The organism is Shewanella sp. HL-SH5 (assembly GCF_051163755.1).
Lineage (GTDB): Bacteria > Pseudomonadota > Gammaproteobacteria > Enterobacterales > Shewanellaceae > Shewanella > Shewanella glacialimarina.
On sequence record NZ_CP195038.1, the window covers coordinates 3,080,222 to 3,105,064 of the forward strand.

General features: G+C 42.1%; 21 protein-coding genes and 1 pseudogene. 5 read left to right on the forward strand and 17 right to left on the reverse strand.

Going from position 1 to position 24,843, the window contains the following annotated elements:
- From ACRWQM_RS13465 to ACRWQM_RS13510, 10 genes are all read right to left on the reverse strand, one after another.
- On the reverse strand, positions 1-1,287 hold the full coding sequence (locus tag ACRWQM_RS13465; protein WP_434928524.1) for an NAD(P)/FAD-dependent oxidoreductase: 1,287 nt from the start codon (positions 1,285-1,287) through the stop codon (positions 1-3).
- 417 nt (positions 1,288-1,704) lie between these two features.
- Positions 1,705-2,523 (reverse strand): ABC transporter permease subunit, encoded by an 819-nt coding sequence (locus ACRWQM_RS13470; protein WP_434928523.1) that lies wholly within the window; start codon positions 2,521-2,523, stop codon positions 1,705-1,707.
- The gene (locus ACRWQM_RS13475; protein WP_404830062.1) at positions 2,520-3,416 is read right to left on the reverse strand and encodes an ABC transporter permease subunit; all 897 of its coding nucleotides are present in this window, start codon (positions 3,414-3,416) and stop codon (positions 2,520-2,522) included. Before ACRWQM_RS13475 ends, ACRWQM_RS13470 begins: the two co-directional genes overlap by 4 nt.
- Positions 3,416-4,552, reverse strand: a complete 1,137-nt coding sequence (gene potA / locus ACRWQM_RS13480; protein ID WP_434928521.1) for a polyamine ABC transporter ATP-binding protein — start codon at positions 4,550-4,552, stop codon at positions 3,416-3,418. The genes ACRWQM_RS13475 and potA overlap by 1 nt, the downstream gene beginning before the upstream one ends.
- 136 nt (positions 4,553-4,688) lie before the next feature.
- Entirely contained in the window at positions 4,689-5,789 is a 1,101-nt protein-coding gene (locus ACRWQM_RS13485) for a polyamine ABC transporter substrate-binding protein (protein ID WP_434928520.1), read from the reverse strand.
- Positions 5,790-6,080: 291 nt separating this feature from the next.
- On the reverse strand, positions 6,081-6,899 hold the full coding sequence (locus ACRWQM_RS13490) for an aminotransferase class III-fold pyridoxal phosphate-dependent enzyme (protein ID WP_434930306.1): 819 nt from the start codon (positions 6,897-6,899) through the stop codon (positions 6,081-6,083).
- Positions 6,875-7,450, reverse strand: a complete 576-nt coding sequence (locus ACRWQM_RS13495) for an aminotransferase class III-fold pyridoxal phosphate-dependent enzyme (RefSeq protein ID WP_434930307.1) — start codon at positions 7,448-7,450, stop codon at positions 6,875-6,877. The genes ACRWQM_RS13490 and ACRWQM_RS13495 overlap by 25 nt, the downstream gene beginning before the upstream one ends.
- A 198-nt stretch (positions 7,451-7,648) precedes the next feature.
- A complete protein-coding gene (locus tag ACRWQM_RS13500; RefSeq protein WP_226410773.1) occupies positions 7,649-9,004 on the reverse strand; it encodes a glutamine synthetase family protein in 1,356 nt (451 codons plus the stop codon).
- Between the two features lie 3 nt (positions 9,005-9,007).
- A complete protein-coding gene (locus ACRWQM_RS13505; protein ID WP_434928517.1) occupies positions 9,008-9,772 on the reverse strand; it encodes a gamma-glutamyl-gamma-aminobutyrate hydrolase family protein in 765 nt (254 codons plus the stop codon).
- A 460-nt stretch (positions 9,773-10,232) separates the two neighbouring features.
- A complete protein-coding gene (locus ACRWQM_RS13510) occupies positions 10,233-10,781 on the reverse strand; it encodes a cupin domain-containing protein (RefSeq protein WP_434928516.1) in 549 nt (182 codons plus the stop codon).
- Between the two features lie 210 nt (positions 10,782-10,991).
- Between ACRWQM_RS13510 and ACRWQM_RS13515 the strand changes: the two are divergent.
- Positions 10,992-12,298: pseudogene (locus ACRWQM_RS13515) on the forward strand (NAD(P)/FAD-dependent oxidoreductase).
- 57 nt (positions 12,299-12,355) lie between these two features.
- Here the strand turns inward: ACRWQM_RS13515 and ACRWQM_RS13520 are convergent.
- The 4 genes from ACRWQM_RS13520 to ACRWQM_RS13535 all read right to left on the reverse strand — a co-directional run bounded on the left by ACRWQM_RS13520 (position 12,356) and on the right by ACRWQM_RS13535 (position 16,043).
- Positions 12,356-13,069, reverse strand: coding sequence for a ZIP family metal transporter (locus ACRWQM_RS13520; protein WP_434928514.1), 714 nt, complete (start codon positions 13,067-13,069; stop codon positions 12,356-12,358).
- 56 nt (positions 13,070-13,125) lie between these two features.
- Complete coding sequence (locus ACRWQM_RS13525; protein WP_434930308.1) at positions 13,126-13,974, reverse strand: sulfurtransferase; 849 nt, start codon at positions 13,972-13,974, stop codon at positions 13,126-13,128.
- The gene (locus ACRWQM_RS13530) at positions 13,967-14,416 is read right to left on the reverse strand and encodes a VanZ family protein (protein WP_434928512.1); all 450 of its coding nucleotides are present in this window, start codon (positions 14,414-14,416) and stop codon (positions 13,967-13,969) included. Before ACRWQM_RS13530 ends, ACRWQM_RS13525 begins: the two co-directional genes overlap by 8 nt.
- A gap of 130 nt (positions 14,417-14,546) precedes the next feature.
- Positions 14,547-16,043, reverse strand: coding sequence for an aldehyde dehydrogenase (locus tag ACRWQM_RS13535; protein ID WP_434930309.1), 1,497 nt, complete (start codon positions 16,041-16,043; stop codon positions 14,547-14,549).
- 292 nt (positions 16,044-16,335) lie between these two features.
- On the opposite strand from ACRWQM_RS13535, the gene ACRWQM_RS13540 reads away from it, so the two are divergent.
- The 4 genes from ACRWQM_RS13540 to ACRWQM_RS13555 all read left to right on the forward strand — a co-directional run bounded on the left by ACRWQM_RS13540 (position 16,336) and on the right by ACRWQM_RS13555 (position 20,624).
- Positions 16,336-17,685, forward strand: coding sequence for an aspartate aminotransferase family protein (locus tag ACRWQM_RS13540; protein WP_434930310.1), 1,350 nt, complete (start codon positions 16,336-16,338; stop codon positions 17,683-17,685).
- 105 nt (positions 17,686-17,790) lie between these two features.
- Positions 17,791-19,287: a CoA-acylating methylmalonate-semialdehyde dehydrogenase gene (locus ACRWQM_RS13545; protein ID WP_434928509.1), complete on the forward strand. Its 1,497-nt coding sequence runs from the start codon at positions 17,791-17,793 to the stop codon at positions 19,285-19,287.
- 16 nt (positions 19,288-19,303) lie between these two features.
- Positions 19,304-19,669 (forward strand): cupin domain-containing protein, encoded by a 366-nt coding sequence (locus ACRWQM_RS13550; RefSeq protein ID WP_434928508.1) that lies wholly within the window; start codon positions 19,304-19,306, stop codon positions 19,667-19,669.
- 232 nt (positions 19,670-19,901) lie between these two features.
- A complete protein-coding gene (locus ACRWQM_RS13555) occupies positions 19,902-20,624 on the forward strand; it encodes a TorF family putative porin (RefSeq protein WP_434930311.1) in 723 nt (240 codons plus the stop codon).
- Positions 20,625-20,706: 82 nt separating this feature from the next.
- Here the strand turns inward: ACRWQM_RS13555 and ACRWQM_RS13560 are convergent, their stop codons facing one another.
- From ACRWQM_RS13560 to ACRWQM_RS13570, 3 genes are all read right to left on the reverse strand, one after another.
- A complete protein-coding gene (locus ACRWQM_RS13560; RefSeq protein ID WP_434930312.1) occupies positions 20,707-22,005 on the reverse strand; it encodes a glutamate-5-semialdehyde dehydrogenase in 1,299 nt (432 codons plus the stop codon).
- Complete coding sequence (gene proB / locus ACRWQM_RS13565) at positions 21,995-23,125, reverse strand: glutamate 5-kinase (protein WP_434930313.1); 1,131 nt, start codon at positions 23,123-23,125, stop codon at positions 21,995-21,997. The genes ACRWQM_RS13560 and proB overlap by 11 nt, the downstream gene beginning before the upstream one ends.
- A 180-nt stretch (positions 23,126-23,305) precedes the next feature.
- Positions 23,306-24,595 carry an NCS2 family permease gene (locus ACRWQM_RS13570; protein ID WP_434928504.1) on the reverse strand — a complete coding sequence of 430 codons (1,290 nt, stop codon included), beginning with the start codon at positions 24,593-24,595 and terminating at the stop codon, positions 23,306-23,308.
- Between the last annotated feature and the right edge of the window lie 248 nt (positions 24,596-24,843).

The window sequence follows — 24,843 nt, forward strand, 5'->3', positions numbered from 1 at the left end:
TTATACGCCAAACTTATCGCGCATAGTGTAATACCAGGCACCAATAGCACTAAAAGGCACTCTTAAGGCGTGTCCACCAGGGAACGGATAATGAGGTAATGCCGCAAATGCATCAAAGCGAGTTGCTTGGCCATTTAGCATTTCTGCGATCAATTTTCCCGCAAGATGTGTGTATGTCACACCATGGCCGCTACAGCCTTGAGAGTAATAAATATTGTGGCCAATACGGCCAACTTGTGGCAAACGCGACAAGGTCATTAAGAAATTACCTGTCCAAGCATAATCAATTTTAATCCCTTTAAGTTGGGGGAATGTTTTCAGCAGCTTAGGTTCTATAAGCGCTTTGATATTGGCGGGATCACGCGCGCCATATACCACGCCACCACCGAATATTAGACGTTTATCTCCGGTTAAACGGTAGTAGTCGAGTAAATAGTTACAATCTTCGACACAATAATCCTGCGGTAAAATACTGGCAGCCATCTCATCAGATAAGGGCGCTGTAGTCACTACTTGAGTACCACATGGCATAGACTTAGCGTGTAATTCAGGCAGCAACTTACCTAAATAGGCATTACCAGCAACAACTACGAACTTACATTTAACTTGACCTTGCGCTGTATGCACAACCGGTGATGCACCATCGTCAATATTAATAACAGCAGAGTCTTCAAAAATTAATCCACCTAAAGATTCAACCGCACGGGCTTCACCTAATGCTAAATTCAAAGGGTGAATATGGCCGCCACTTTTATCTAATAAGCCGCCAACGTATAGGTCCGAATCAACCACTTTACGAATAGCATCATGATCTAAAATTTCAAGTTGTTGATTATGTCCATGGGCTTCCCACAAGTCTTTTTGTGACCGTAAATGGCCCATTTGTTTTTTATTCATAGCCGCGAAAACGCCACCATTCTTTAAATCACAATCAATATTATATTTGGCAATGCGTTCACGAATGATACGCCCACCTTCAAATGCCATTTCACCAAAAAGTTTGCCTTGCTCTTTGCCAACCACTTTTTCAATACTGTCTATGTCACGGCTAAAAGAGTTAACAATTTGACCGCCATTTCGACCTGATGCACCCCAGCCAATTCTGGCGGCCTCAAGGATAACTACCCTCATGCCACTTTCTAAAAGATGAAGCCCCGCTGATAAGCCTGTATAACCTGCGCCAACAATACAAACATCTGTTTCTATAACAGATTCTAGACGAGGGCGTTCAACTTTATCGTTGGCCGATGCGGCGTAATATGAACTAGTATGAGGTGTAGCAGACATAGCACTTCCTTTATATGTACATTGCAAAATATAACTGTCTCATCCTACACCTAGGTCATCATAAAAACTAGCCGAAAAGGTATAATTATTTACAGTTTGTTGAAAATATTAAACACTCTAAAACCATAATCCTGCACTATTATTAGCATGACTAATAGGTATGAATACAGCTTATTTTGAAGAGTTTGGGTTATCTAAATTTGGGTTATTTACATTTTGGTATCTCAGCCATGGTGGTCTAGTTAAACCGACAAGTGATCCACAAAAAAGCCCATCAAAGATCAATTACTCGAGAGCCAATTAAAGACGTTTAATCCAGATTAAGACTCGAGTGATGACTTATTATAGATAATAAAAAAGCGCGTTGATGAATCGAAATATCATCATGACGCGCTTCTATTATTTCAAGGTAATACCCTATGACTCCATCGCTTTTTGCGCTTTCTTTTCTGCCCGTCGAGTAAAGTACCAGGACAGGAATGCAACAAGAGACACTGCAAAAATAATGATGGTCGCTAACGCATTAATCTTAGGCGACACCCCTAAGCGCACTGATGAAAACACCACCATAGGCAAGGTTGTAGAACCCGGACCAGAAGCAAAGCTGGCTATCACTAAGTCATCTAATGACAAACTAAATGATAATAACCAACCAGCAATTAACGCTGGCGATATCATAGGAACCGTAATCAAGAAGAAGGTTTTTAGTGGCGTAGCCCCTAAATCCATCGCGGCTTCTTCAATTGATCTGTCTAGCTCGCGCAATCTTGACGACACCACAACGGCTACGTAAGCGGCACAAAATGTTGAGTGTGCTATCCACACTGTTAGCATTCCGCGTTCAGTTGGCCAACCAAAAGTATCAGCCATTTGCACAAACAGTAACAGTAAAGATAAACCGGTAATGACTTCAGGCATAACCAATGGTGCGGTGATCATGTTAGATAAGGTTAATTTAGCCCATGAGCGACGAAAACGTGTCATGACAAACGCCGCCATAGTGCCAATAATGACCGCCATAGTTGCACTGTAAAATGCGATACGTAAACTCACCCACACGGCACTTAAAATCTGCTCATCTTGAAACAGTTCACCGTACCATTTTGGTGAAAACCCGCTCCAAACCGTGACCAGTTTTGATTCATTAAAAGAATAAATAACCAAAATAAGCATCGGGGCATACAGAAAAAGTAAGCCGAACCACAACATGATTTTAGAGAAACTTAAGTTTTTCATGCATCGTTCTCCATATCACGTGACTGATAGCGATGGAACAAGGTAATTGGCACAATTAACAGTGCTAACATGACAATAGCCAATGATGAAGCCACAGGCCAATCACGGTTATTAAAGAACTCTTGCCACAATACTTTACCAATCATCAATGAATCAGGGCCACCTAGTAGCTCAGGAATAACAAACTCACCAACAGCTGGAATAAACACTAGCATTGAGCCTGCTACCACTCCCCCCATTGATAAAGGCAGCGTAATTTTCCAGAAGGTATTGAGACTACTAGAACCTAAGTCAGATGCGGCTTCAATTAAACTCATATCCAATTTCACTAAAGTGGCATATAAGGGCAAAATCATAAATGGCAGGTAGCCATAAATAATACCAATATACACGGCAAAGTTAGTATTGAGCATTTGAATAGGCTCAGAAATCACCCCAAGCCAGATTAAGAAGTTATTCACTAAACCAGTATTACTTAAAATACCCATCCAGGCATAAATACGGATCAAAAATGATGTCCATGATGGCAGCATCACTAACAGTAATAACACAGGTTGAAATCGGGTTGGCGCTCTAGCAATGGCATAAGCCATAGGGAAGCCTAATAACAAACAACCTAAGGTGGCTATGAGTGCCATTTTAAGTGAAGTTAAATAGGCAACGTAGTACATTGAATCCTGTAACAATAGTAAATAGTTACCAAAATTCAAAAAGATGGATAATGTCTCATCAATAAAGCTAAAGGTTGCCTCGTAGGGAGGAATAGCAATCGCAGCAGTTGAAAAACTCAGCTTCAACACAATGGCGAAAGGCAGTGCAAAGAACATCAATAACCATAGGTAAGGGATACCCATGGTCAAATGTCGGCCTTTTAGGCGTTTAAATGGATTCATCATGATTGCAATACAACCCCGCTGGTGTCTTCCCAACTGATAAAGACTTCTTCTTCCCATGTTGGGTGATCCGATCGGCGTTCACGGTTAATCATTGAGCACTGAACAATTTGCTTGTTTCTTAGCTTAATATAAAAGACTGAAACGCCACCTAAATAGGCAATATCATGTACTACGCCTCTGGCCCAGTTATACTCACCTTCAGGCTGTTCACGGGTAATGATGGTTTTTTCAGGGCGCACAGCAAGCATCACAGTCTTATTATCTAAACTGGTAGAAATACCGTGTCCAATATAAAAAGGTTGTTTTAAAGTGTGTGATTTAATAATGGCGTGATCGGCTTCATCGGCAATAATATCGCCTTTAAATAAATTTACTGTGCCAATAAACTCAGCAACCATACGGCTATTCGGCGCCTCATAAATGTCTGTTGGGCTGCCAGTTTGTGCAATCCAGCCTTCATTCATAATAGAAATACGCCCTGCCATCGTCATGGCCTCTTCTTGATCGTGAGTTACCATGACACAGGTCACGCCTACGGCTTCAAGAATATCGACCACTTCTAACTGCATTTGAGTACGCAGCTTTTTGTCCAATGCGCCCATAGGCTCATCAAGTAGTAATAGTTTAGGTCTTTTAGCTAATGAACGAGCCAAGGCGACACGTTGACGCTGACCACCCGATAATTGGTGTGGTTTACGCTTAGCATATGTTTCCATGTGCACCAACTTGAGCATTTCCTCAACGCGTTGAGCAATATCAGCTTTGGGCATTTTGTCTTGTTTTAAGCCAAAGGCAATATTTTGTTCTACCGTCATATGTGGAAATAATGCATAGGATTGGAACATCATATTGATAGGGCGTTCATAGGGAGGCATGTCGGTAATATCGACACCGTCCAGAAAAATGCGACCTTCAGTCGGCTTTTCAAAACCGGCCAATATACGTAATAGGGTTGATTTTCCTGAGCCTGAGCCACCTAATAATGCGAAAATTTCACCTTGATTAATGGTCAGTGACACATTGTCGACTGCGCGGACATCATCAAATAGTTTACTAATTCGATCAATTTTAAGGAGTACTTTATCTTGCGTCTTTGTGGTTGGTTTATTAGTGACGCCCGAGGTGTTTTCCATGATACTGCTCCGCCTAGTTGGAGTATGTGTTCTGTAACATTGATTATTATTTGGGGTTACAAAGAACATTAAAATCTGATTGATGAAAGGGCTAAGTATTTAGGGCAAGTTACCTTGCCCTAATATGTGGATCTGACTACTGACCAGATTTCACTTTAGTCCAAGCACGTGTCACAACTCGTTGAATTTTCATTGGGCGAATATCACCAATGTACAGCTTGTCGATTACGCTTTGTGGTGGATAAATTGCTGGATCATTTTTGATTGCATCATCAACTAGCGCCTGTGCAGGAGTATTAGGGTTAGCATAAGCAACATAGTTACTGATAGGTGCTATTACCTCAGGACGCAATAAATAGTTAATTAACTTATGGGCGTTATCAACGTTTGTGGCATCTTGTGGAATCGCTAACATATCAAACCAAAGGTTGGCACCTTCTTTAGGAATAGAATAACCAATTTTGTTACCGTTACCCGCTTCATCTGCTCGAGCTGCAGCCTGGAATACATCGCCAGAGAAACCATATGCGACACAAATATCGCCATTAGCGAGATCTGAAATATAACGCGATGAATGGAAGTAGGTGATATACGGACGAACTTTGGCAAGAACTTCAGCGGCTTTTTCATAATCAGCGGCATTTTTACTGTTTGGATCTAAACCAAGATAAATAAGCGCTTGCGGCAGCATGTCGTCAGCAGAATCTAGCATTGAAAAACCACATGATGCGATTTTTTCTGCGTATTTAGGATTAAAAATAAGCTCTAATGAATCAAATGGCGCATCTTCACCTAACACAGCTTTAACTTTATCAATGTTATAGCCAATACCATTAGTGCCCCATAAGTAAGGTACGGCATGTTCATTAGCAGGATCGGCTTTCTCAAGCTGCTTCATTAAGTCCGGTTTTAAGTTGGCATAGTTAGTCAACTTAGTACGATCTAGCTTTTGAAAGGCACCCGCTTTAATTTGCTTAGCCAAAAAGTGATTTGATGGAACCACTATGTCATAACCACTGCGACCAGAAAGCAATTTAGCTTCTAGCACTTCGTTACTGTCGAACACGTCATAAATAACGCGAATGCCAGTCTCTTTTTCAAAGTTTGCTAAGGTATCTTCTGCGATATAGTCAGACCAATTGTACATCTTGACAACTTCTTCAGCATGCAGCGAAGTGCTGGCAAATACCGACGCTGAAATAAGCGCTATGGTAGACAGTTTGTTAAGTAGCTTCATATGTTCTCCCTTACTTGGATAATGGTCAGGACTGTGCTGACAGTTATTCGCTTTTAAAGCGTTATTATCATTCCCTTATAAAAAGGAAATTATCCAATGCTACATCATATTTCTGCATCGGTAACATCACAGCAAAATGCAAATGCTATAATTTTTTTGGATTCTATCAAAAACCTTTTTAATTACTAGATAGTAACAATCTAGTTGCTTAAAAAACCACTAATCATTCATAAACATGCAACAAGCTTTATTAAGCGTGCAAAGGTACTTTTAAAGTCAATATCATTGCTATCAATATGCCTTACTGGCTAAACATTTAGTGTAGGTGTCATTTAGGGCCATTAAAGCCTTATCAACCAACTCATCGATCTCTGCCTTGGTAATAACCAGTGGCGGAGAAATAATCATAGTATCGCCCACTGACCGCATCACCAAACCATGCTCGATACAAAAATCTCGACACCAAGTTCCCACACCAATCTTGGCTGAAAAACGCTGGCGTTTCGCTTTATCTTGCACTAGCTCAATCGCAGCAACCAAACCTAAGCCTCTTACCTCACCCACTAATGGATGCTCAGCTAATTGTTGTAAGCGTTGTTGAAAATACGGTGCCGTTTCTGTAGCCACTTTTTCAACTAATTTTTCTCGTTTGATAATATTGATATTTTCTAATGCAGCAGCCGCAGCAACCGGATGACCTGAGTAGGTAAAACCGTGGGTAAATTCACCACATTGCTGTTTAATCACATCCGCGACACGGTCTGCAATTATTACGCCACCCATAGGCACGTAACCAGATGTCATGCCTTTTGCTATTGAAATAAAATCAGGTTGTAGGTCAAAGTATTCAGCGGCAAACCAATGCCCCGTTCTGCCAAAACCACTAATCACTTCATCCAAAATAAGTAACACGTCATATTTAGCTAAAATACGTTTAATTTCAGGCCAGTATGTGGATGGAGGAATAATTACGCCACCAGCACCTTGAAAAGGTTCGGCAATAAATGCCGCAACATTATCTTCACCTAGCTCTAATATTTTAGTTTCTAGTGCTTGGGCAGCTTGTAGACCAAATGCTTCGGGCGTTAAGTCCCCCCTTCGGCATACCAATAGGGTTGTGCGATATGCACTACTTTGGGGATAGGTAAATCCCCTTGTTCGTGCATGCCAGACATACCGCCTAAACTTGCACCCGCTACTGTAGAACCATGGTAAGCATTGTGTCGGCTTATAATGGTTTTTTTATTGGGTTGACCTTTTAAATCCCAATAGCGTCGCACCATGCGTAAGTTTGTGTCGTTTGATTCAGATCCAGAACCGGTAAAGAACACACTATTCATGTGTTTAGGGGCTAGTTCGGCAATGGTTTTTGCTAACTCAATAGCTGGTGGGTGAGTACATTGAAAAAAGCTGTTGTAGAAAGGAAGTTTTTGCATCTGCTGACAAGCGGCATCGACAATTGATTGTCGGCCATAACCCACATTTACACACCAAAGCCCTGCCATTGCGTCTAATAATTTATGACCTTGGACATCCCATATATAGACACCTTCGGCGCGCTCAATCACACGAGTGCCTTTCTCGCCAAGGGCTTTAGAGTCTGTAAATGGATGAATAAAATGTGCTTTATCTGCTTGCTGTAAAGAGGCTAAATTTGTCATACATGTTCCTTTAAGCTGGCAAAAATGACAACTTACCAGTCCTGACTGCTGTTATGTAATCATCTGAAAATATTATGAACTCTTCGACTGAACGTAATGAGCCACTCTTTTTAGCTATGAGTGGCTAGCAAGAGTTCAAACTAAGTTGCGAACAAACTAAACTCGCAACTTAATCAGATGCTCACTTAACCGTTAAAACTAAACGGTCAGTAACAGGAACTCACGCTCCCAAGAACTCACTACGCGGCGGAAGTTTTCAAGTTCAGCTTGCTTAACCGCCACAAAACCTGTGGTGAAAGACTGACCTAAATATTCAATACACGCTTCACTTTCTTGCATTGCAATCAAGGCTTCTTCTAGGGTCAGCGGTAAACAGTATTCGTTACTGGTGCGACTTTCATTTGAACGACCTGTCACAGGATTTGAAGGACGTAAGCCTTTTTCCATACCAATGAAACCAGCCAATAAACTCGCTGCAATGGTTAAGTAACAGTTTGCATCAGCACCTGGAATACGGTTTTCAATACGACGGTTCTCTGGTGATGATTCTGGAATACGTAGACCACATGTGCGGTTCTCTACGCCCCACTCTAGGTTTACAGGTGCAGAAGTACCCGGAAGGAAACGACGGAAAGAGTTAACACTTGGTGCCATTAATGGTAATAATTCAGGAATATAGGTTTGTAAGCCAGCAATATAATTTAAAAACAACTGGCTTTGAGTACCATCTTCTTTAGTAAAAATGTTTTTACCGGTTTTTTTATCAATCACACTTTGGTGGATGTGCATCGCACTGCCTGGCTCATCAGTAACCGGCATAGCCATAAAAGTAGCACACACATTATGCTTTAATGCCGCTTCTTTAAGTGTACGTTTAAATATAAATACTTGATCCGCTAATGATAATGGATTGCCATGGCTGAAGTTAATCTCCATCTGCGCAGGACCATCTTCATGGATTAGGGTATCAATATCTAAACCTTGAAGCTCACACCAATCGTACATATCTTCAAACAGTGGATCGAATTCATTTGCGGCGTCGATTGAAAATGATTGACGACCAGCTTCAGGACGGCCAGAGCGACCAATAGGAGGCTTAAGCGGTAAGTCATGGTCATCACTACGTTGAGTTAAATAAAACTCCATTTCTGGTGCAATAACGGGTTCCCAACCTTTATCTTCATAAAGTTTAAGTACTTTTTTAAGCACATTACGTGGTGATAATTCAATTGGATTACCCATACGATCATAACAATCGTGAATAACTTGCGCGGTAGCTTCTACAGTCCAAGGTAGCATGAATACTGCATTCTCATCCGGCACACACACAAAATCGATATCGGCTTTATCAAGTAATGAATAGAAAATACCGTCATCGATAAAATCACCCGTCACCGTTTGCAGCAATACGCTTTCAGGTAAACGCATGCCTTTCTCATCAATAAACTTATCTACTGGGGCAATTTTGCCTCGAGCGATACCTGTCATGTCACTGATAACACATTCAACTTCGGTAATTTTTCTATCTTTTAGGAACGTAATTAACTTATCCATTGGTTATTTCTCTCGTTTAGCTGCATGCAAACGGCACGCATTGCCGAATGCATCAAAAATTGATGAATAAAACTGATTATCTTGCACTTTCCATTCTGGGTGCCATTGCACACCTAACGCAAAAGCCTTAGCACCTTTTACAGAAAATGCTTCAACTAACCCGTCTGGCGAATGCGCCTCTGGTGTTAATCCCGAGCCTAATCTGTCGACGCCTTGAGTATGCACTGAATTCACTTCAGCCTGTTCACTACCCCACGCTTGATGGAGTAAACCACCAGGCACTATATCAATAGCATGTGACAAGCCATACTGCACATCTACTGGAGCCGTTTTATCTTCTCTGTGTTCAATAAATTGGCCAACTTCATGCAGTTTTTGGTGCAAGCTGCCACCATAAACCACATTCATCTCTTGAAAACCACGACAAATTCCGAACACAGGCACGCCCGCATCTATGGCTGCTTTAATTAGGGGTAATGTAGTCGCATCGCGCTTAGGATCATGGTGAGTGCCTTCTGCACTAGCAGGGCCTTGAAAATGATGTGGCTCCACATTAGATGGTGAACCGGTAAATAAAATACCATCTAGGCGAGAAAGTAATTCTGCGGTGGGTACGGCTACCCCCAAAGAGGGGATAACTAAAGGAAAGCCTTTCGCACCGTTAACGACACTGAGTAGGTATTTTTCACCCACAATATTAAATGGGTGTAATCCTATTTGTTGATTACATGCCACTACCCCAATCATTGGGACTTTTGACAAAGACATATCACACCTACACTGTTGAACTGCAAATATGCAGCATTTCTTTCAAACACTTGGAAAGTATTGATCATTAAACACTCAAAATTGTGATATTTCCACAATATATAATCTATTTAATTAACTAATAATTTGTGTTCGTTTTTTCACACACTACACTTAATTTTAACACTAGGCAATAGCAATAATACAACTGGATAAATTTTTATAGTTCCAGCATCACCTAGTCAAGCAAGCGCAGTAAAAACAGGAATAAACAGTTGTAAACCAGAATAAAAATATCTTGGCACAATCAATTTCAATATGGATTTGGATGCTTTTTAAAAACAAAGTTTCATATAGAGAACAATATTATGCTTAATATTATTTACATTGCAGGATTAGATTGCAGCGTATTTATAGCCCAAAAACAGACTTAAAAGGTTTGCAAAGTAATGCGCACTACTTTGCAATCAGTCAGAAAATACTAAAAATCACCCGGTGTGGTTGCACTGACCAAGCGGCATGGCTCTTCAAAGGGATTTGCGAACTTATGTGGCAGTTCACTATTAAAGTAATAGCTATCGCCTTTATGCAGCACAAAGGTCTCATCGGCAACGGTAAGTTCAATTTTACCTTCTAGAATATAAGCCCCTTCTTCACCACGATGTTGTAGCATCTCATCACCTGTACTTGTTTTGGGTGGATAAGTTTCATACATCAGTGACATTGCACGATTTGGAAAGTCTCTACCAATAAGCTTATAAACTAAATCACCGGTACCAATATCGAGTAACTCTTCAGAGCGATAAACGACTTTTTGCTCACCGACAGTGCCCTCCTCAATAGAAAAGAACTCAACCAATGACATAGGGATCCCAGCGAGAACCTTCTTTAAGGAACTAATAGAAGGACTAACACTGTTTTTTTCAATCATTGAAATAGTACTATTGGTCACGCCTGCACGCTTAGCTAACTCGCGCTGGGAAAGACCGCGCATTTTCCGAACAGCTTTTAAGCTTGCCCCTATATCCAATTTCTGACTCCTGAAAAATAATAGCCGTTTCGAATGACACTAGATGACATCGAATATGTCACAGCAATTTATCATTGTATTTACTAACGTGAAAGGAATTGTATTCTAGCTTAATTCAGTGTTAAATAAAATGCACAATCTGTCGATTAAAAATTACCGATAGATAGACCCTACAACTCATTAATCATTAGCCTTTATATTGGAGACGCTATGTCACAGCCCTCACCGATCCATAGCGATAAATACCCAGATTCTTTTTACTTCCACAGTGCGAAAGAACTATTCGACCATCCACAACTAACAGAATCTATCTCTGTCGATGTTTGTATTGTTGGTGGGGGGTTTACGGGTATTAATACTGCAATAGAACTGGCTCAAAAAGGCTTTAGTGTGGCGGTTTTAGAAGCGAAACGCATCGGTTGGGGAGCGTCAGGGCGCAACGGCGGAGAGCTAATTCGTGGTATTGGGCATGATGCCAGCCAATTTAACAATGTCATCGGCACTGAGGGCGTCAACGCCATCACGCAAATGGGCTTTGAAGCGGTTGAAATTGTTAAGCAACGCGTACAACAGCACAACATCCAATGTGACTTACAAATGGGTTATTGTGACTTAGCCGTAAAACCTCGGCACATGCATGAGTTAGAGCAAGAGTTTACCGACTTAAAACAAGCGGGCTATCAGCATGATATTCAATTACTTGATAAAGCACACATCAGTGACGTTATCCAATCGGATTTCTATCAAGGTGCGTTAGTCGACATGGGCAGTGGCCACTTACACCCGCTGAACTTAGTGCTGGGTGAAGCAAGAGTTGCCCGTGAATTGGGGGTACAGATTTTTGAGTACAGCCCAGCAGAACATATATACAAAGGCGATAAACCAGTGGTTAAAACCGCTAAAGGTGAAGTTAATTGTCAATTTTTAGTGCTGGCCGGTAATGCGTACATTGGTCATAAACTGAATGATTATGTCGGCGGAAAGGTACTTCCCGCAGGCAGTTACTTACTGGCAACAGAGCCATTAACTGCAGCGCAATGCCAAGCGATTATTCCAAAGAATATGGCATTTGCAGATATGCGAGTAGCCTTAGACTACTTTCATTTATCCGCTGATAATCGGTTATTGTTTGGCGGTTTATGCACTTACTCAGGAAAAGATCCCAGCAATATTGAAGCAGCACTGCGGCCCAATTTAGAACATGTATTCCCGCAACTTAAAGGGGTTAAAATTGATTACCAATGGGGGGGATGATAGGTATTGGTGCTAACAGAATGCCGCAAATAGGGCGTTTGCCTGATGCTAAAAATATTTTCTATGCCCAAGCTTATTCAGGACATGGCGTCAATGCTACTCATATGGCAGCAAAACTCATCGCCGAAGCAATCACTGAGCAAGCCGAACGGTTTGATATTTTTGATAAGATAAAACACATGACATTCCCAGGCGGGCCACATTTTCGCTCACCTATGTTAGCTGCAGGTATGCTATATCATCGCTTTAAAGATATTTTCTAATATGAATTAGGGCTGTTGATTTATCCTAATCAACAGCCCATAACCTAGCATAGACGGCTATTGCGTCATGATATAACCGACCATACCCAGCCCAAAACCTAGTACTGCTCCGCAGGGTGGAAACCAATGTTGCTCTAACTTTACTTGGGGAGCAATATCTTGAAATACTGAATAAAGAATACCGCCTGAGGCAAATATCATTATTACTCCAATAACCTCAGGTTGGTCCGCTAACCAAACATAACCAATAATGCCTGCAATAGGCCCAAACAAAGCAATTAGTGCAAAAATACCTATCAATAACCTAGGCTTAAAACGATTATGTTGGTTTAACTCTCGATAAGCATTAAACCCTTCTGGTAAATTTTGTAATCCAATTAATGCTGCTAATAAAAAGGCCGTTTTACTGCCGGTAGCCAATGCAGCGCCTAAAGCAATAGATTCAGGAATAAAATCCGCCAGCATGGCACTTAATTGACTGGCTGGGGTATTGATTTTAACCAGTAAAATATCTAACAACATGAACGCTAAAGCGCCTAGCCCAAAAAACAGAACTGCCAATGGGAGTGATAATACCTCAACACTTTCAGGCACTAACACCAAACCGACTGCAGATAACAGCGCACCGCCACCAAAGGCCATCACGCCATGGCGAAACTCCTGTTGCAACCAATCAGACTTGATGTGCTCCATCTGAGCGATAACCGCACCAAGTGGCATAGCCAACCCTGCTAGTAAAGTAACACCCACCACGATCAATACATCAGACATAGCCTTCACTTCTTTATGACATTATTTTTACGATCTTTATATAAAATGCTTATGTATTACGCTACGGGTAAATGATCACTTGCCCCCCATTCAGCCCACGAGCCGTCATACAATATCGACTGTTGATGACCTGCCACCGTAGATGCAAGTATCAAAATACAAGCCGTAATACCTGAACCGCAGCTAAAAATACGCTGCTGGGCGTGATTTTCATCAAGCTGATTAAAAATCATTTGCAGCTCTGTCGAAGGCTTTAATTTTATTCCATCAAGCACCTGCGCAAAAGGCAGATTGACCGAACAAGGTATATGGCCACTTCGTACACCCGCCCTAGGCTCTGGCGCTGTGCCATCGAAACGAGATGCTGCCCTGGCATCAAACACCAGCGAGCCACTTTGAGCCACTGGATACTCACTAACAATAGCCAGCAAGCTAGCAGAGTCACATACCAACTCAGTGTGTTGCTGAGCTTTTACATTACCGACTAAGCTGGCGGTTAAGTACTGATTGGCTGTCGGTAGGTTTTCAGCCATCCATTGTGGTAAGCCACCATCAAGCACAAATACCTTATCAAACCCCATCACCTTAAAAGTCCACCAGGCCCGCGGCGAAGAATAAATGCCTTGGTTGTCATAAATCACCACGGTACTGTCCTGATTAATGCCTAACTTACGTGCTGCGTGGGTGAATTGTTCTGCGGTTGGCATAGCATGGGACATCTGTGAGTCGTGATTAAAGAAGTCTTGCTCTAGACCCATATTAATCGCGTTCGGTATGCACGTTAACCTGTCATATATTAACGGCTCTTTACCTAATACCACCGCCATACTGGCATCAAGCAAAATAACGTTCTTATCATCTAGATGCTCAACTAACCAGGCTGTTGAAACAGTTGAATTACTCATTATTTTCTCCTTGATACAAAGATTGCACATATTTATGCGTTAACCAGGTAAAGTAGCTAAATACCATTATGCCTACGCCATCAGCCGCTAAATCGGCTATGTCTAATGTCCGACGGGGAATAAAACCCTGACTTATTTCCTCCACCAGCACGAATAATGCGACTAAGCAGCTGCCAAGATAAAGCGATAACGAACCTAATCGAATGGTCTTAAATTGTAAGGTGAGATTGGCTAGATAGGTTAATACCCCAAATAGTAAACAATGACCAACTTTATCGCCATAGGGAATATGTTTGACGATGTCGAAGAAAATACTGCTGCCACCAGTGTTAGCTAAGTATATGACCCAAATAATGAATCCTAAAAATGTAGCCATGGTTATAGTAGCTAAAAGATAAAAACGTTGTTTAAGCATTAGCGTCACTTCCTGTGTGTTGTTCAATGCCATCCTAATATACTTTTAAGATATTCTTACGATACTTTTTGATGAATTTCACTTAATAAAAAAGCCCTATGACTGATTATCATAGGGCTTTGTCGCAACTAAGTTTGCTCAGGACTTATCACGTTGATTATAAAACAATCCAAGTTGCTTTGATTTCAGTATATTTATCAAATGCGTGTAATGACTTATCGCGGCCATTACCCGACTGTTTATAACCGCCAAATGGCGCGGTCATATCACCACCATCATAATGGTTAATCCACACCATACCGCTACGTAATGCTTTGGCGGTTTTATGCGCTTTAGAAAGATTCGATGTCCATACACCCGCGGCTAAACCATAAATGGTGTCATTGGCAATTTCAATCGCTTGTTCCATGCCGTCAAACTCAATCACTGACAGCACAGGCCCAAAAATCTCTTCACTGGCAATCGTCATTTTATTATTTACACCAGAAAAAATAGTCGGCTGCACATACACGCCGCCCGTTTCTGCCATAACCTGCTTACCACCTTGCACTAAGGTGGCACCTTCATCTTCACCCGCTTTAATGTAATCCAACACATTGTTCATTTGCTGTTCATCAACCATGGCGCCAGTAACGGTTTCAGGATCTAACGGATGACCAGGCTGCCAAGATTTTAACTCTTCGGCGATCAATTTTATCAGTTCATCTTTAATACCTGACTCAACCAATAAACGCGATCCCGCGGTACATACTTCACCTTGGTTAAAGGCAATGGCCGATGCAGCAGCTTGTGCTGCGGCTTTTAAATCCGGCGCATCATTAAATACTATGTTAGGACTTTTGCCACCCGCTTCTAACCAAACGCGTTTCATGTTTGATTGCCCTGCGTAAATCATCAGTTGTTTAGCAATTTTAGTTGAACCGGTGAACACCAAAGTATCAACATCCATATGTAAAGCTAATGCTGTACCAACAGTGTGTCCTAAGCCTGGCAACACGTTTAACACGCCTTTAGGAATACCTGCATCTAACGCTAGTTGTGCCATCTTGATTGCTGTTAACGGAGATTTTTCTGAGGGCTTTAATATGACACTGTTGCCCGTTGCTAACGCAGGGCCTAGTTTCCAGCACGCCATAATCATTGGGAAATTCCAAGGCACAATAGCAGCAACAACGCCAACGGGCTCACGGGTAATCATGCCTATTTCATTATGGGCTGTGGGGGCAATTTCATCATAAATTTTGTCGATGGCTTCACCACACCAGCGGATCGCACGGGCAGCGCCCGCAACATCAACCGATTTAGCAAACTGAATTGGCTTACCCATATCTAAGGTTTCTAACAGCGCTAACTCATCAGCATTTTGCTCTAATAAGTCGGCAAAACGGATCATAATGGCTTTACGTTTTACTGGCGCTAATTGTGACCATGTACCGGCTTCAAAAACAGCTTTGCCATTAGCAACCGCTTTATTCGCGTCAATATAATCACAACTAGCCACTTTAGCTAACAATCGACCATCAATTGGGCTAATACAATCAAATGTTTCATCTGAATGCGCTGCTTGGTACTCACCATTAATCATGGCTTTGCCATTAATAGTGATACTTTTTGCGAGTTGTTCCCATTCGCTACGATTTGTTGGAGAGCTCATTGTTACCTCGTCATCCTATATATGCATGTTTAGCTAAATTACATAAAAAAGTTGCCAAACAACCTAACTTTAATTACACGCTGTAATCGATGCTTCAAATTATGCTTAACCGCAAAAGATTTCAATATATTTTACAAAAATGTCCAATTTACTTTAATTTTTTACTAAAAACGCTTCCGTGTTCGTTATATTTGATATACCGTAGCAAATATTGACCACCTGTAGATTTATTGATCATATACAAAGGCCTCCTAATGAGTCATATGGAGTGCTCAAGCACAAGGATTTAGTAATGCAACAAACGTCGCCTCAATCAATGAATGCTCAAACATCAACACCAGAAATGGCCAACTACTGGATGCCTTTTACTGCCAATAAGCAGTTTAAAGCCAATCCAAGAATATTGACTCATGCTGAAGGAATGTATTACACCGACGATCATGGTCAAGCCATACTCGATGGTACTGCGGGGTTATGGTGTTGCAACGCCGGTCACGGGCGCAAAAAAATATCCGAAGCGGTCAGCAAACAAATAACTCAAATGGATTACGCCCCCTCATTTCAGGTAAGTCATCCTTTAGCATTTGAACTGGCGAACAAAATTGCAGAGTTAAGTCCTGTTGGGCTAGATAAAGTCTTTTTTACTAATTCAGGTTCTGAGTCAGTAGATACCGCTTTAAAAATGGCTTTGTGTTATCACCGCGCAAATGGCCAGCCTTCACGCACTCGCTTTATCGGCCGAGAACTCGGTTATCACGGTGTCGGTTTTGGCGGTATTTCTGTTGGTGGTATTGGCAATAATCGTAAAACCTTTAGTGGTCAGTTATTGCAAGGTGTAGATCACCTGCCCCATACCTTAGACATCCACAATAATGCGTTTTCTCGAGGTCTGCCTAAACATGGTATCGAAAAAGCGGAAGTTTTAGAGCAGCTTGTCACCTTACACGGTGCAGAAAATATTGCCGCAGTGATTGTTGAGCCCATGTCTGGATCGGCTGGGGTTATTTTACCGCCAGAGGGTTATTTAAAACGTCTACGAGAAATTACTCAAAAGCACGGAATTCTATTAATTTTTGATGAAGTAATCACCGGATTTGGCCGACTAGGGGCTGCTTTTGCCAGTCAATTTTGGCAGGTCACACCCGACATCATTACTACTGCTAAAGCTATTAATAACGGCGCTATTCCAATGGGTGCTGTCATTGTCAGTAACACCCTTCATGACACTTGCATGCAAGGTCCTGACAATATGATCGAATTTTTCCATGGTTACACCTATTCAGGCCATCCTGTTGCGGCGGCATCCGCTTTAGCAACACTAGATATTTACCAACAAGAAAATCTTTTTCAGCGCGCTAAAGACTTAAGCCAGTATTTTGAAGATGCGGTACACAGCTTAAAAGGCCTGCCTAATATTATCGACATACGCAATATTGGGCTCGTCGCTGGGATCCAGTTTTCCCCCAGTGAGAAAGGCATAGGGAAGCGCGGTTATGAAATTTTTGATCGCTGTTTTAGACAAGGCACGTTAATCAGGGCGACGGGCGATATCTTAGCCTTATCACCTCCGTTAATTGTCGAAAAATCTCAAATTGATGACATGGTAAACAGCCTGACTGATGCGATACATGCGGTAGGTTAGTTAAATTTAACACTAGCAATCCATGCGCTATCAACAAAAAATGCTAATTCAGTAACTTATTTAAATTCAATATTCACTTTAATCTATTAATGTAAAAGGTTTTTTATGCTCACTCTATCTCATTATGTCAATGGCAAGCACACACAAGCAAGCAAACGCCAACAGCCGATTTTTGAACCTGCTAATGGTGAATTACGTGGCCATGTATCATTAGCGTGTGAGCAAGAAGTCAGCGATGCCATTCAAATAGCAAAACAGGCGTATCAAACCTGGTCACAGGTTACCCCGCTCAATCGCGCCCGGGTATTGTTCAAGTTCAAAGCGTTAATGGAGCAAAACATTGACGAACTGGCCGAGTTAATTACCCGTGAACATGGCAAAGTGCTAGATGATGCTAAAGGCGAGTTAGTTCGCGGACTAGAAGTCGTCGAATTTGCCTGTGGTATTCCGCATTTACTCAAAGGCGAACATACCCAACAAGTGGGTGGCGGCGTTGATGCATGGACAGTTAACCAGTCTTTAGGTGTGGTTGCCGGTATTGCGCCGTTTAACTTTCCCGTGATGGTACCGATGTGGATGTTCCCTATTGCCATTGCTTGCGGTAATACTTTCATCATGAAACCATCTGAGAAAGATCCAAGTTCTGTGCTGCGTATGGCTGAATTACTTACCGAAGCAGGCTTACCTGATGGGGTATTTAACGTAGTAAATGGCGATAAAGAAGCCGTTGATACCCTACTGACTCATCCAGATGTTCAAGCGATAAGTTTTGTCGGCTCGACCCCCATCGCCGAATACATTTACAGCACTGCATCAGCGCACGGTAAACGCGTACAAGCCCTTGGCGGCGCTAAAAACCATATGCTATTAATGCCAGATGCCGATTTAGACCAAGCGGTTAAAGCCCTTATGGGGGCCGCTTATGGCAGTGCGGGGGAACGCTGCATGGCCATTTCAGTCGTATTAGCGGTTGGCAATAGCGGCGACAAATTAGTTGAAGCCCTGCTCCCTCAAATTGAAAAGCTAAAAATTGGTAACGGTTTAACGCCTGAAATGGATATGGGGCCATTAATTTCAGCTCAGCACCTACAAAAAGTACGCGACTATGTTGAACAAGGCGTTGCTGAAGGGGCAACACTGATTGCCGATGGCAGAAGTTTATCGGTAAAAGATCAGCAACAGGGTTACTTTTTAGGTGCGTGCTTGTTCGATAACGTCACCCCAGAGATGACCATATATCAACAAGAAATTTTTGGCCCTGTTTTAGCGATTGTTCGCGTAAAAGATTATGCGCAGGCGCTTAATCTGATTAACAAACACGAGTTTGGTAATGGCACCGCCATCTTTACTCAAAACGGTGAAGTGGCAAGACACTTCTGCCACCATGTTGAAGTCGGTATGGTTGGGGTTAACGTGCCTATTCCTGTGCCAATGGCATTTCATAGTTTTGGTGGCTGGAAGCGTTCACTGTTTGGCCCTCTGCATATGCATGGACCTGATGGAGTTCGTTTTTACACTAAACGTAAAGCCATTACCGCAAGATGGCCAAAAGCCGCTGTGGTTAGTGAAGGTTCGGCCTTTATTATGCCAACGATGAACTAAGAATTGGTGAGTTTAAATGACTAAATTGATTAACGATATACAAAGCTTTGCGACCTCTTCGGCAGGAATAGATAAATATCATCTTGCTGATGAAAAAAGACTGCAAGGCAACCCATTACAGAGCGTGCAAAACCATTATGCCAGTCCTTGTTCGCAATTCAATGTTGGCATATGGCAAAGCGAAGCTGGATGTTGGAATGTGCAATATACCGAACATGAATACTGTGACATTCTTGAAGGCACTAGCGTAATTACTGATGCTAATGGCGCCAAATTGACGGTTACTGTCGGCGATAAGTTTGTTATTCCAGCAGGTTTCATTGGGACTTGGGAGGTGATTGGCCAGTGTAAAAAAGTGTATGTCATCTTTGAAGCACAATAAGCACCGATTCAGGGTTAGCATAGCTAACCCTGTAAAATATATCTTGCAAAAAATGTTAAAATGATTCACAAATAATACCCGACTACGGTCATAAAAATACCAGACTAAGATGATGATTTACCTGTAACACCTGCCACGGAGTATAAAACCAAAACATGTGTTTTTGGTAAAGTTGGCACCACCAGTTTTGCCCTACAAAACTGAGTATATAACTATAAATGGAGAAGATATCGTGTCTAAAACATTCACAAAAACCAGACTAGCGCTATTAGCCGGCCTTACCCTTTCTGCTTCCGTACTTTCAGGTTCTGTAATGGCTGAATTTTCAGGTGAAGTGTCACTTACAAATGACTATCGCTTTCGCGGAGTGTCACAAACTGCTGGCGACCCAGCCCTGCAAGCAGGCGTAGATTGGAGTGCTGAAAACGGCTTCTTCGTAGGCGCATGGGCAAGTAACGTCGACTTTGATGAAGAAGGTTATAATGGCCCAGATATCGAGTTAGATATCTATGCCGGTTACTACGGTGAAATTGATGACAATACTAGCTGGGACGTCACACTTTACCGTTACAACTATCCAGGTGATAGTGAACTCGACTATTTAGAAGCCACTGTAGGTGTAGATTTTAGCGGTTTTAGAGCAGCTTATTGGTATACCAATGATTACGGTGGCAGTGATTTAGACTTACATTACATGGAGCTAAACTACGGCTGGGAATTCACTGAAAACTGGAGCTTAGATGCTCATTACGGTTATAACTTTGGTGATGCTTTAGATGATGGCGAAGGTTTTGATAGCTACTCTGATTACTCTGTCGGCGTATCGACTGAAGTGGCAGGGTTTGGACTGTCACTGGCTTATTTAATGACAGATCTAGACGGCGATTATGCTGTTGATGATGGTATATTCAAAACTAAAGACACTTTCCTTGCGTCTGTAAGCTACGCATTCTAGAACAGAACAACTGCTTTATAAAAAAGCTTACTCAATTGAGTAAGCTTTTTTTCATCTATACTTTATACCGAACTGAAGTGAGTTATTTACGGCTGGTATAATCGCCCCACGCTAGCCACTTATACGTAGTTAACGCATCTAACGCCATAGGCCCACGGGCATGCAGTTTTTGGGTACTGACTGCCACTTCGGCGCCTAAACCGAATTGTGAACCATCGGTAAAACGGGTACTGGCGTTAACATACACAGCCGCTGAATCGACTTGATTCATAAAGTAACTGGCAGCATGAATATCGTCGGTTAAAATGGCTTCAGAATGCCCGCTTGAATATTGACGAATATGGCTAATGGCCCCATCAATATTATCAACGACTCGAATACCCAAGGTTAATGATAACCACTCAGTTGAAAACGACTCATCATCAGCAAAGCTGACATCAAAACCTAACCCCTCTAAATAGCCTTGAGCTTGATCGCAAGCGTAAAACCTCACCCCAAGACTGTGTAAATGGGCTGCTATTTTAGGCACAAAATCACTGGCAATCGCTTGGTCAACTAATAAGGTATCAAGGGCGTTACACACGGTTGGCCGTTGCACTTTCGCGTTAGCGATAACATCTATAGCACGACTTAAATCAGCACTTTTATCTACCAATAAATGACAAATACCAATACCGCCAAGAATAACTGGAATACTTGACTGCTCAGCGCATAAACGCTGTAAAGTATGACCACCGCGAGGAATGATCATATCGACATATTTATCTAGGCGCAGTAGGCCGCTAACAATGGCCCGCTCTGGCGAATCAATTAGCTGAACCGCGCCTTCAGGCAAGTTCAAGCTAGTTAATGCACCGCGGATCACTTCACTCAATACTTTATTTGATTCAATGGTTTCTTTACCACCACGTAAAATAACCGCATTACCGGTTTTTAAAGCAAGCACAGCAATATCGACAGTCACATTAGGACGGGCTTCATAAATGACTCCCACCACACCTAAAGGTACACTGCGCTGAGTCAGTCGCAATCCATTATCAAGCAACTGACTTGCAGCTTCTTTTCCTATTGGGTCGGCTAACGCAATCACATTATCAATATCGCCAATAATGCCCGCTAAGCGACCTTCATCAAGCATTAAGCGATCGATCATCGCATCAGTTAAACCATTAGCTTTAGCGGCGATAACATCTTTAGCATTGGCGGCTAAAATAACCTCTGCATGCTCAGCTAAGCTTTGGCTAATGGTTTGTAAAAGGTGATTTTTTTGTTTAGCCGATAAAGTGGCCAGGATAAAACTGGCGGCTTTAGCTTGCTGACCTAAATTAACCAGATACTCATTAACTTGATCTTGTTTTACTGACGCTTGATTAGCTGACATGTACTGTTTCCTTGTTTTCTAATACCACCATATCATTGCGATGAACCGCGGCATCACCATAGTCATAACCTAAAATAGCTTCGATCTCATTTGAATGCTTACCGCAAATTTTACGTAAATCGGCGGCGCAATATCGACTGATCCCTTTACCCAGTACTTTTGCCTGAGCATTGACAATTAACACGGTTGCGCCACGCTCAAAATCACCTTCAATACGAGCAATGCCTTTAGACAATAAGCTGCGACCACTTTCAATAACAGCAGTAGCAGCGCCCTGATCAATATACAGTTTCCCCTGGCTAGCCGGGCCGGCCAAAATCCACTGTTTACGGCTTTCAAGTGGCGTATCTATGGCACTAAAATGTGTCCCTACAGACTCTCGCATAGCCACTTTATTGATCACATCAGGATGATGGCCTGAAGCGATAACCACCTCAATTCCCGCACGTCTGGCAATATCAGCAGCTTCAAGTTTTGTTGCCATACCGCCCGTGCCTAAACCGGAAACCGAACCGCCCGCTAACAAGCGTAAACTGTCGTCTATATTCACCACTTGTTTTATTAATTGTGCGTTAGGGTTAGTACGTGGGTCGGCATCAAACAGACCTTTTTGATCGGTCAGCAAAATCAATAAATCAGCATCGCAAAGTAATGCGGCGCGCGCCGATAAATTATCATTATCGCCGACCTTAATTTCATTGGTTGCTACCGCATCATTCTCATTAATGATCGGAATAATATTGTTATCGAGTAACGCATTTAAGGTATCGCGGGCATTCAAATAGCGTTCGCGGTCTTGCAGATCGGCCCGTGTCAGCAGCAATTGCCCCACGTGTAAACCGTACAAACTAAACAGTTGTGACCAGGCGAGAATTAACTGGCTTTGCCCTACCGCGGCAAGCAGCTGTTTATGCGCCATGGTATCGGGCAAAATGGGGTATTGCAGATGTTCACGCCCCGCAGCAATAGCGCCTGAAGTACATAACACCACTTCAACACCCGATTTCATTAAATAAGCCATTTGTCTGGCCAACTCAACCATATGTGCTTTATCTAATTTTTTGCTGCCAGAAGTCAGTACACTGGTGCCTAACTTCACTACCACGCGGCGATAACCCATTTAAGCTTCTCTCAAATTTGATTGATAAATAGTACGAGCTATTTTTATACCCAATTCGCTACAAAATTCCTAGATAAAGCTGCATTTGAATCGGCTTAAATGAATTTAATTCGAGATAAGCAATAAAAAAGGGCTATGCATTGCATAACCCTTAATTAACATCACTCTACTTACACAACACTAACCGTAAATAAATTTCACCAGAAATAAAATGGCTATAAATATCACACCGGCATTTAAGTCTTTAAATCGACCTGTTAATAGCTTTATCACTAAATAAGAGATAAACCCAAAACCAATAGCATTCGCAATAGAGAACGTCAGCGGCATTAATAAACAGGTTACCACTACCGGAGCTGCTTCAGTTAAGTCATCCCAATCAACATTAACAAGACCAGACATCATCAAAATAGCGACATAAAATAACGCACCAGATGTAGCGTAGGCTGGCACCATACCCGCTAATGGCGAAATAAATAATGCCGCTAAAAATAAAATGCCGACGACCACAGCGGTTAAGCCTGTACGACCACCGGCACTCACACCCGCAGTACTTTCAATATAACTAGTAGTAGTAGAAGTACCTAACATGGCACCGGTAATGGTGGCAACACTGTCCGCCGTTAAGGCGCGTTTTACTCGTGGTAAACGGCCTTTGTCATCTAAGAAACCACCCCGTTGAGCCACAGCAACCAAGGTGCCTGAGGTATCGAATAAATCGACAAACAAGAAGGCAAAAATCACTGAAATCATGCTAATTTCTAATACGCTAGAAATATCCATTTTCATGAATGTCGGCATAATAGAAGGAGGTACAGACACTAAGCCATTGTATTGCACATCACCAAATAGCAACCCTAATACAGTCACTATCATAATGCTGAGAATAACCGCCGCTTTCCAGCCACGGTGCACCATAGCAATGATCAGAAAGAACCCAAGTGATGCCATCACAGCCGGAAACGAAGTGATATCGCCCATGGTCACTAAGGTAGCAGGGCTTGCCACCACAATGCCGGCGCTTTTTAAGCCGATTAAGGCTAAAAACAACCCTATACCCGCGGCAATACCAAACCGTAACGACATTGGAATACTGTTAACAATCCACTCACGAATTTTGACTAGAGACAACACCAAGAAACAGACACCTGACATAAACACAGCGCCTAGTGCGGTTTCCCAACTGTATCCCATCTCACCGACCACAGTGTAAGTGAAGAAGGCATTTAGCCCCATCCCCGGTGCTAGCGCGATAGGATAATTGGCTAACAACCCCATGATTAAACAACCAATTGCAGCAGCCAAACAGGTTGCGACGAATACTGCACCATGATCCATCCCTGCATCTGCAAGCATCATTGGGTTAACAAAAATGATATAAGCCATGGTTAAAAAGGTCGTTAAACCCGCAACCACTTCTTGCTTTAACGAGGTATTGTTTTGTTTTAGTTTAAATAGTTTTTCTAGCATAGAACTCGTTACCTTGGGTGTAGGGTTAATTAATGTTTTTATTATTTTGAGCCGATCCGATAACTGACCCCGAATGCTCAAAGGAGGGAGATTATATCCTGTAGCATGTCATAAAATCTTACTTTAGATACAAAAACACCTGATAAAGCCTGAAAACAGACTTTTCATATCAGATTAATCAAAGTGGTTAATTGCTGACTGCAGAGCAGGAGTTAACTGGTTTTTGAACAAAAGCGGGTTGGAATATT

What these genes read in the sequence shown, in the direction of transcription:
- ACRWQM_RS13505 (WP_434928517.1), bottom strand. Translation starts at nt 9,772, where the DNA reads ATGTCTTTGTCAAAAGTCCCAATGATTGGGGTAGTGGCATGTAATCAA.
- ACRWQM_RS13520 (WP_434928514.1), bottom strand. Translation starts at nt 13,069, where the DNA reads ATGTCTGATGTATTGATCGTGGTGGGTGTTACTTTACTAGCAGGGTTG.
- ACRWQM_RS13500 (WP_226410773.1), bottom strand. Translation starts at nt 9,004, where the DNA reads ATGGATAAGTTAATTACGTTCCTAAAAGATAGAAAAATTACCGAAGTT.
- ACRWQM_RS13470 (WP_434928523.1), bottom strand. Translation starts at nt 2,523, where the DNA reads ATGAAAAACTTAAGTTTCTCTAAAATCATGTTGTGGTTCGGCTTACTT.
- ACRWQM_RS13550 (WP_434928508.1), top strand. Translation starts at nt 19,304, where the DNA reads ATGACTAAATTGATTAACGATATACAAAGCTTTGCGACCTCTTCGGCA.
- ACRWQM_RS13475 (WP_404830062.1), bottom strand. Translation starts at nt 3,416, where the DNA reads ATGAATCCATTTAAACGCCTAAAAGGCCGACATTTGACCATGGGTATC.
- ACRWQM_RS13525 (WP_434930308.1), bottom strand. Translation starts at nt 13,974, where the DNA reads ATGAGTAATTCAACTGTTTCAACAGCCTGGTTAGTTGAGCATCTAGAT.
- ACRWQM_RS13570 (WP_434928504.1), bottom strand. Translation starts at nt 24,595, where the DNA reads ATGCTAGAAAAACTATTTAAACTAAAACAAAACAATACCTCGTTAAAG.
- ACRWQM_RS13540 (WP_434930310.1), top strand. Translation starts at nt 16,336, where the DNA reads ATGCAACAAACGTCGCCTCAATCAATGAATGCTCAAACATCAACACCA.
- ACRWQM_RS13485 (WP_434928520.1), bottom strand. Translation starts at nt 5,789, where the DNA reads ATGAAGCTACTTAACAAACTGTCTACCATAGCGCTTATTTCAGCGTCG.
- proB (WP_434930313.1), bottom strand. Translation starts at nt 23,125, where the DNA reads ATGGGTTATCGCCGCGTGGTAGTGAAGTTAGGCACCAGTGTACTGACT.
- potA (WP_434928521.1), bottom strand. Translation starts at nt 4,552, where the DNA reads ATGGAAAACACCTCGGGCGTCACTAATAAACCAACCACAAAGACGCAA.
- ACRWQM_RS13495 (WP_434930307.1), bottom strand. Translation starts at nt 7,450, where the DNA reads ATGACAAATTTAGCCTCTTTACAGCAAGCAGATAAAGCACATTTTATT.
- ACRWQM_RS13545 (WP_434928509.1), top strand. Translation starts at nt 17,791, where the DNA reads ATGCTCACTCTATCTCATTATGTCAATGGCAAGCACACACAAGCAAGC.
- ACRWQM_RS13465 (WP_434928524.1), bottom strand. Translation starts at nt 1,287, where the DNA reads ATGTCTGCTACACCTCATACTAGTTCATATTACGCCGCATCGGCCAAC.
- ACRWQM_RS13560 (WP_434930312.1), bottom strand. Translation starts at nt 22,005, where the DNA reads ATGTCAGCTAATCAAGCGTCAGTAAAACAAGATCAAGTTAATGAGTAT.
- ACRWQM_RS13535 (WP_434930309.1), bottom strand. Translation starts at nt 16,043, where the DNA reads ATGAGCTCTCCAACAAATCGTAGCGAATGGGAACAACTCGCAAAAAGT.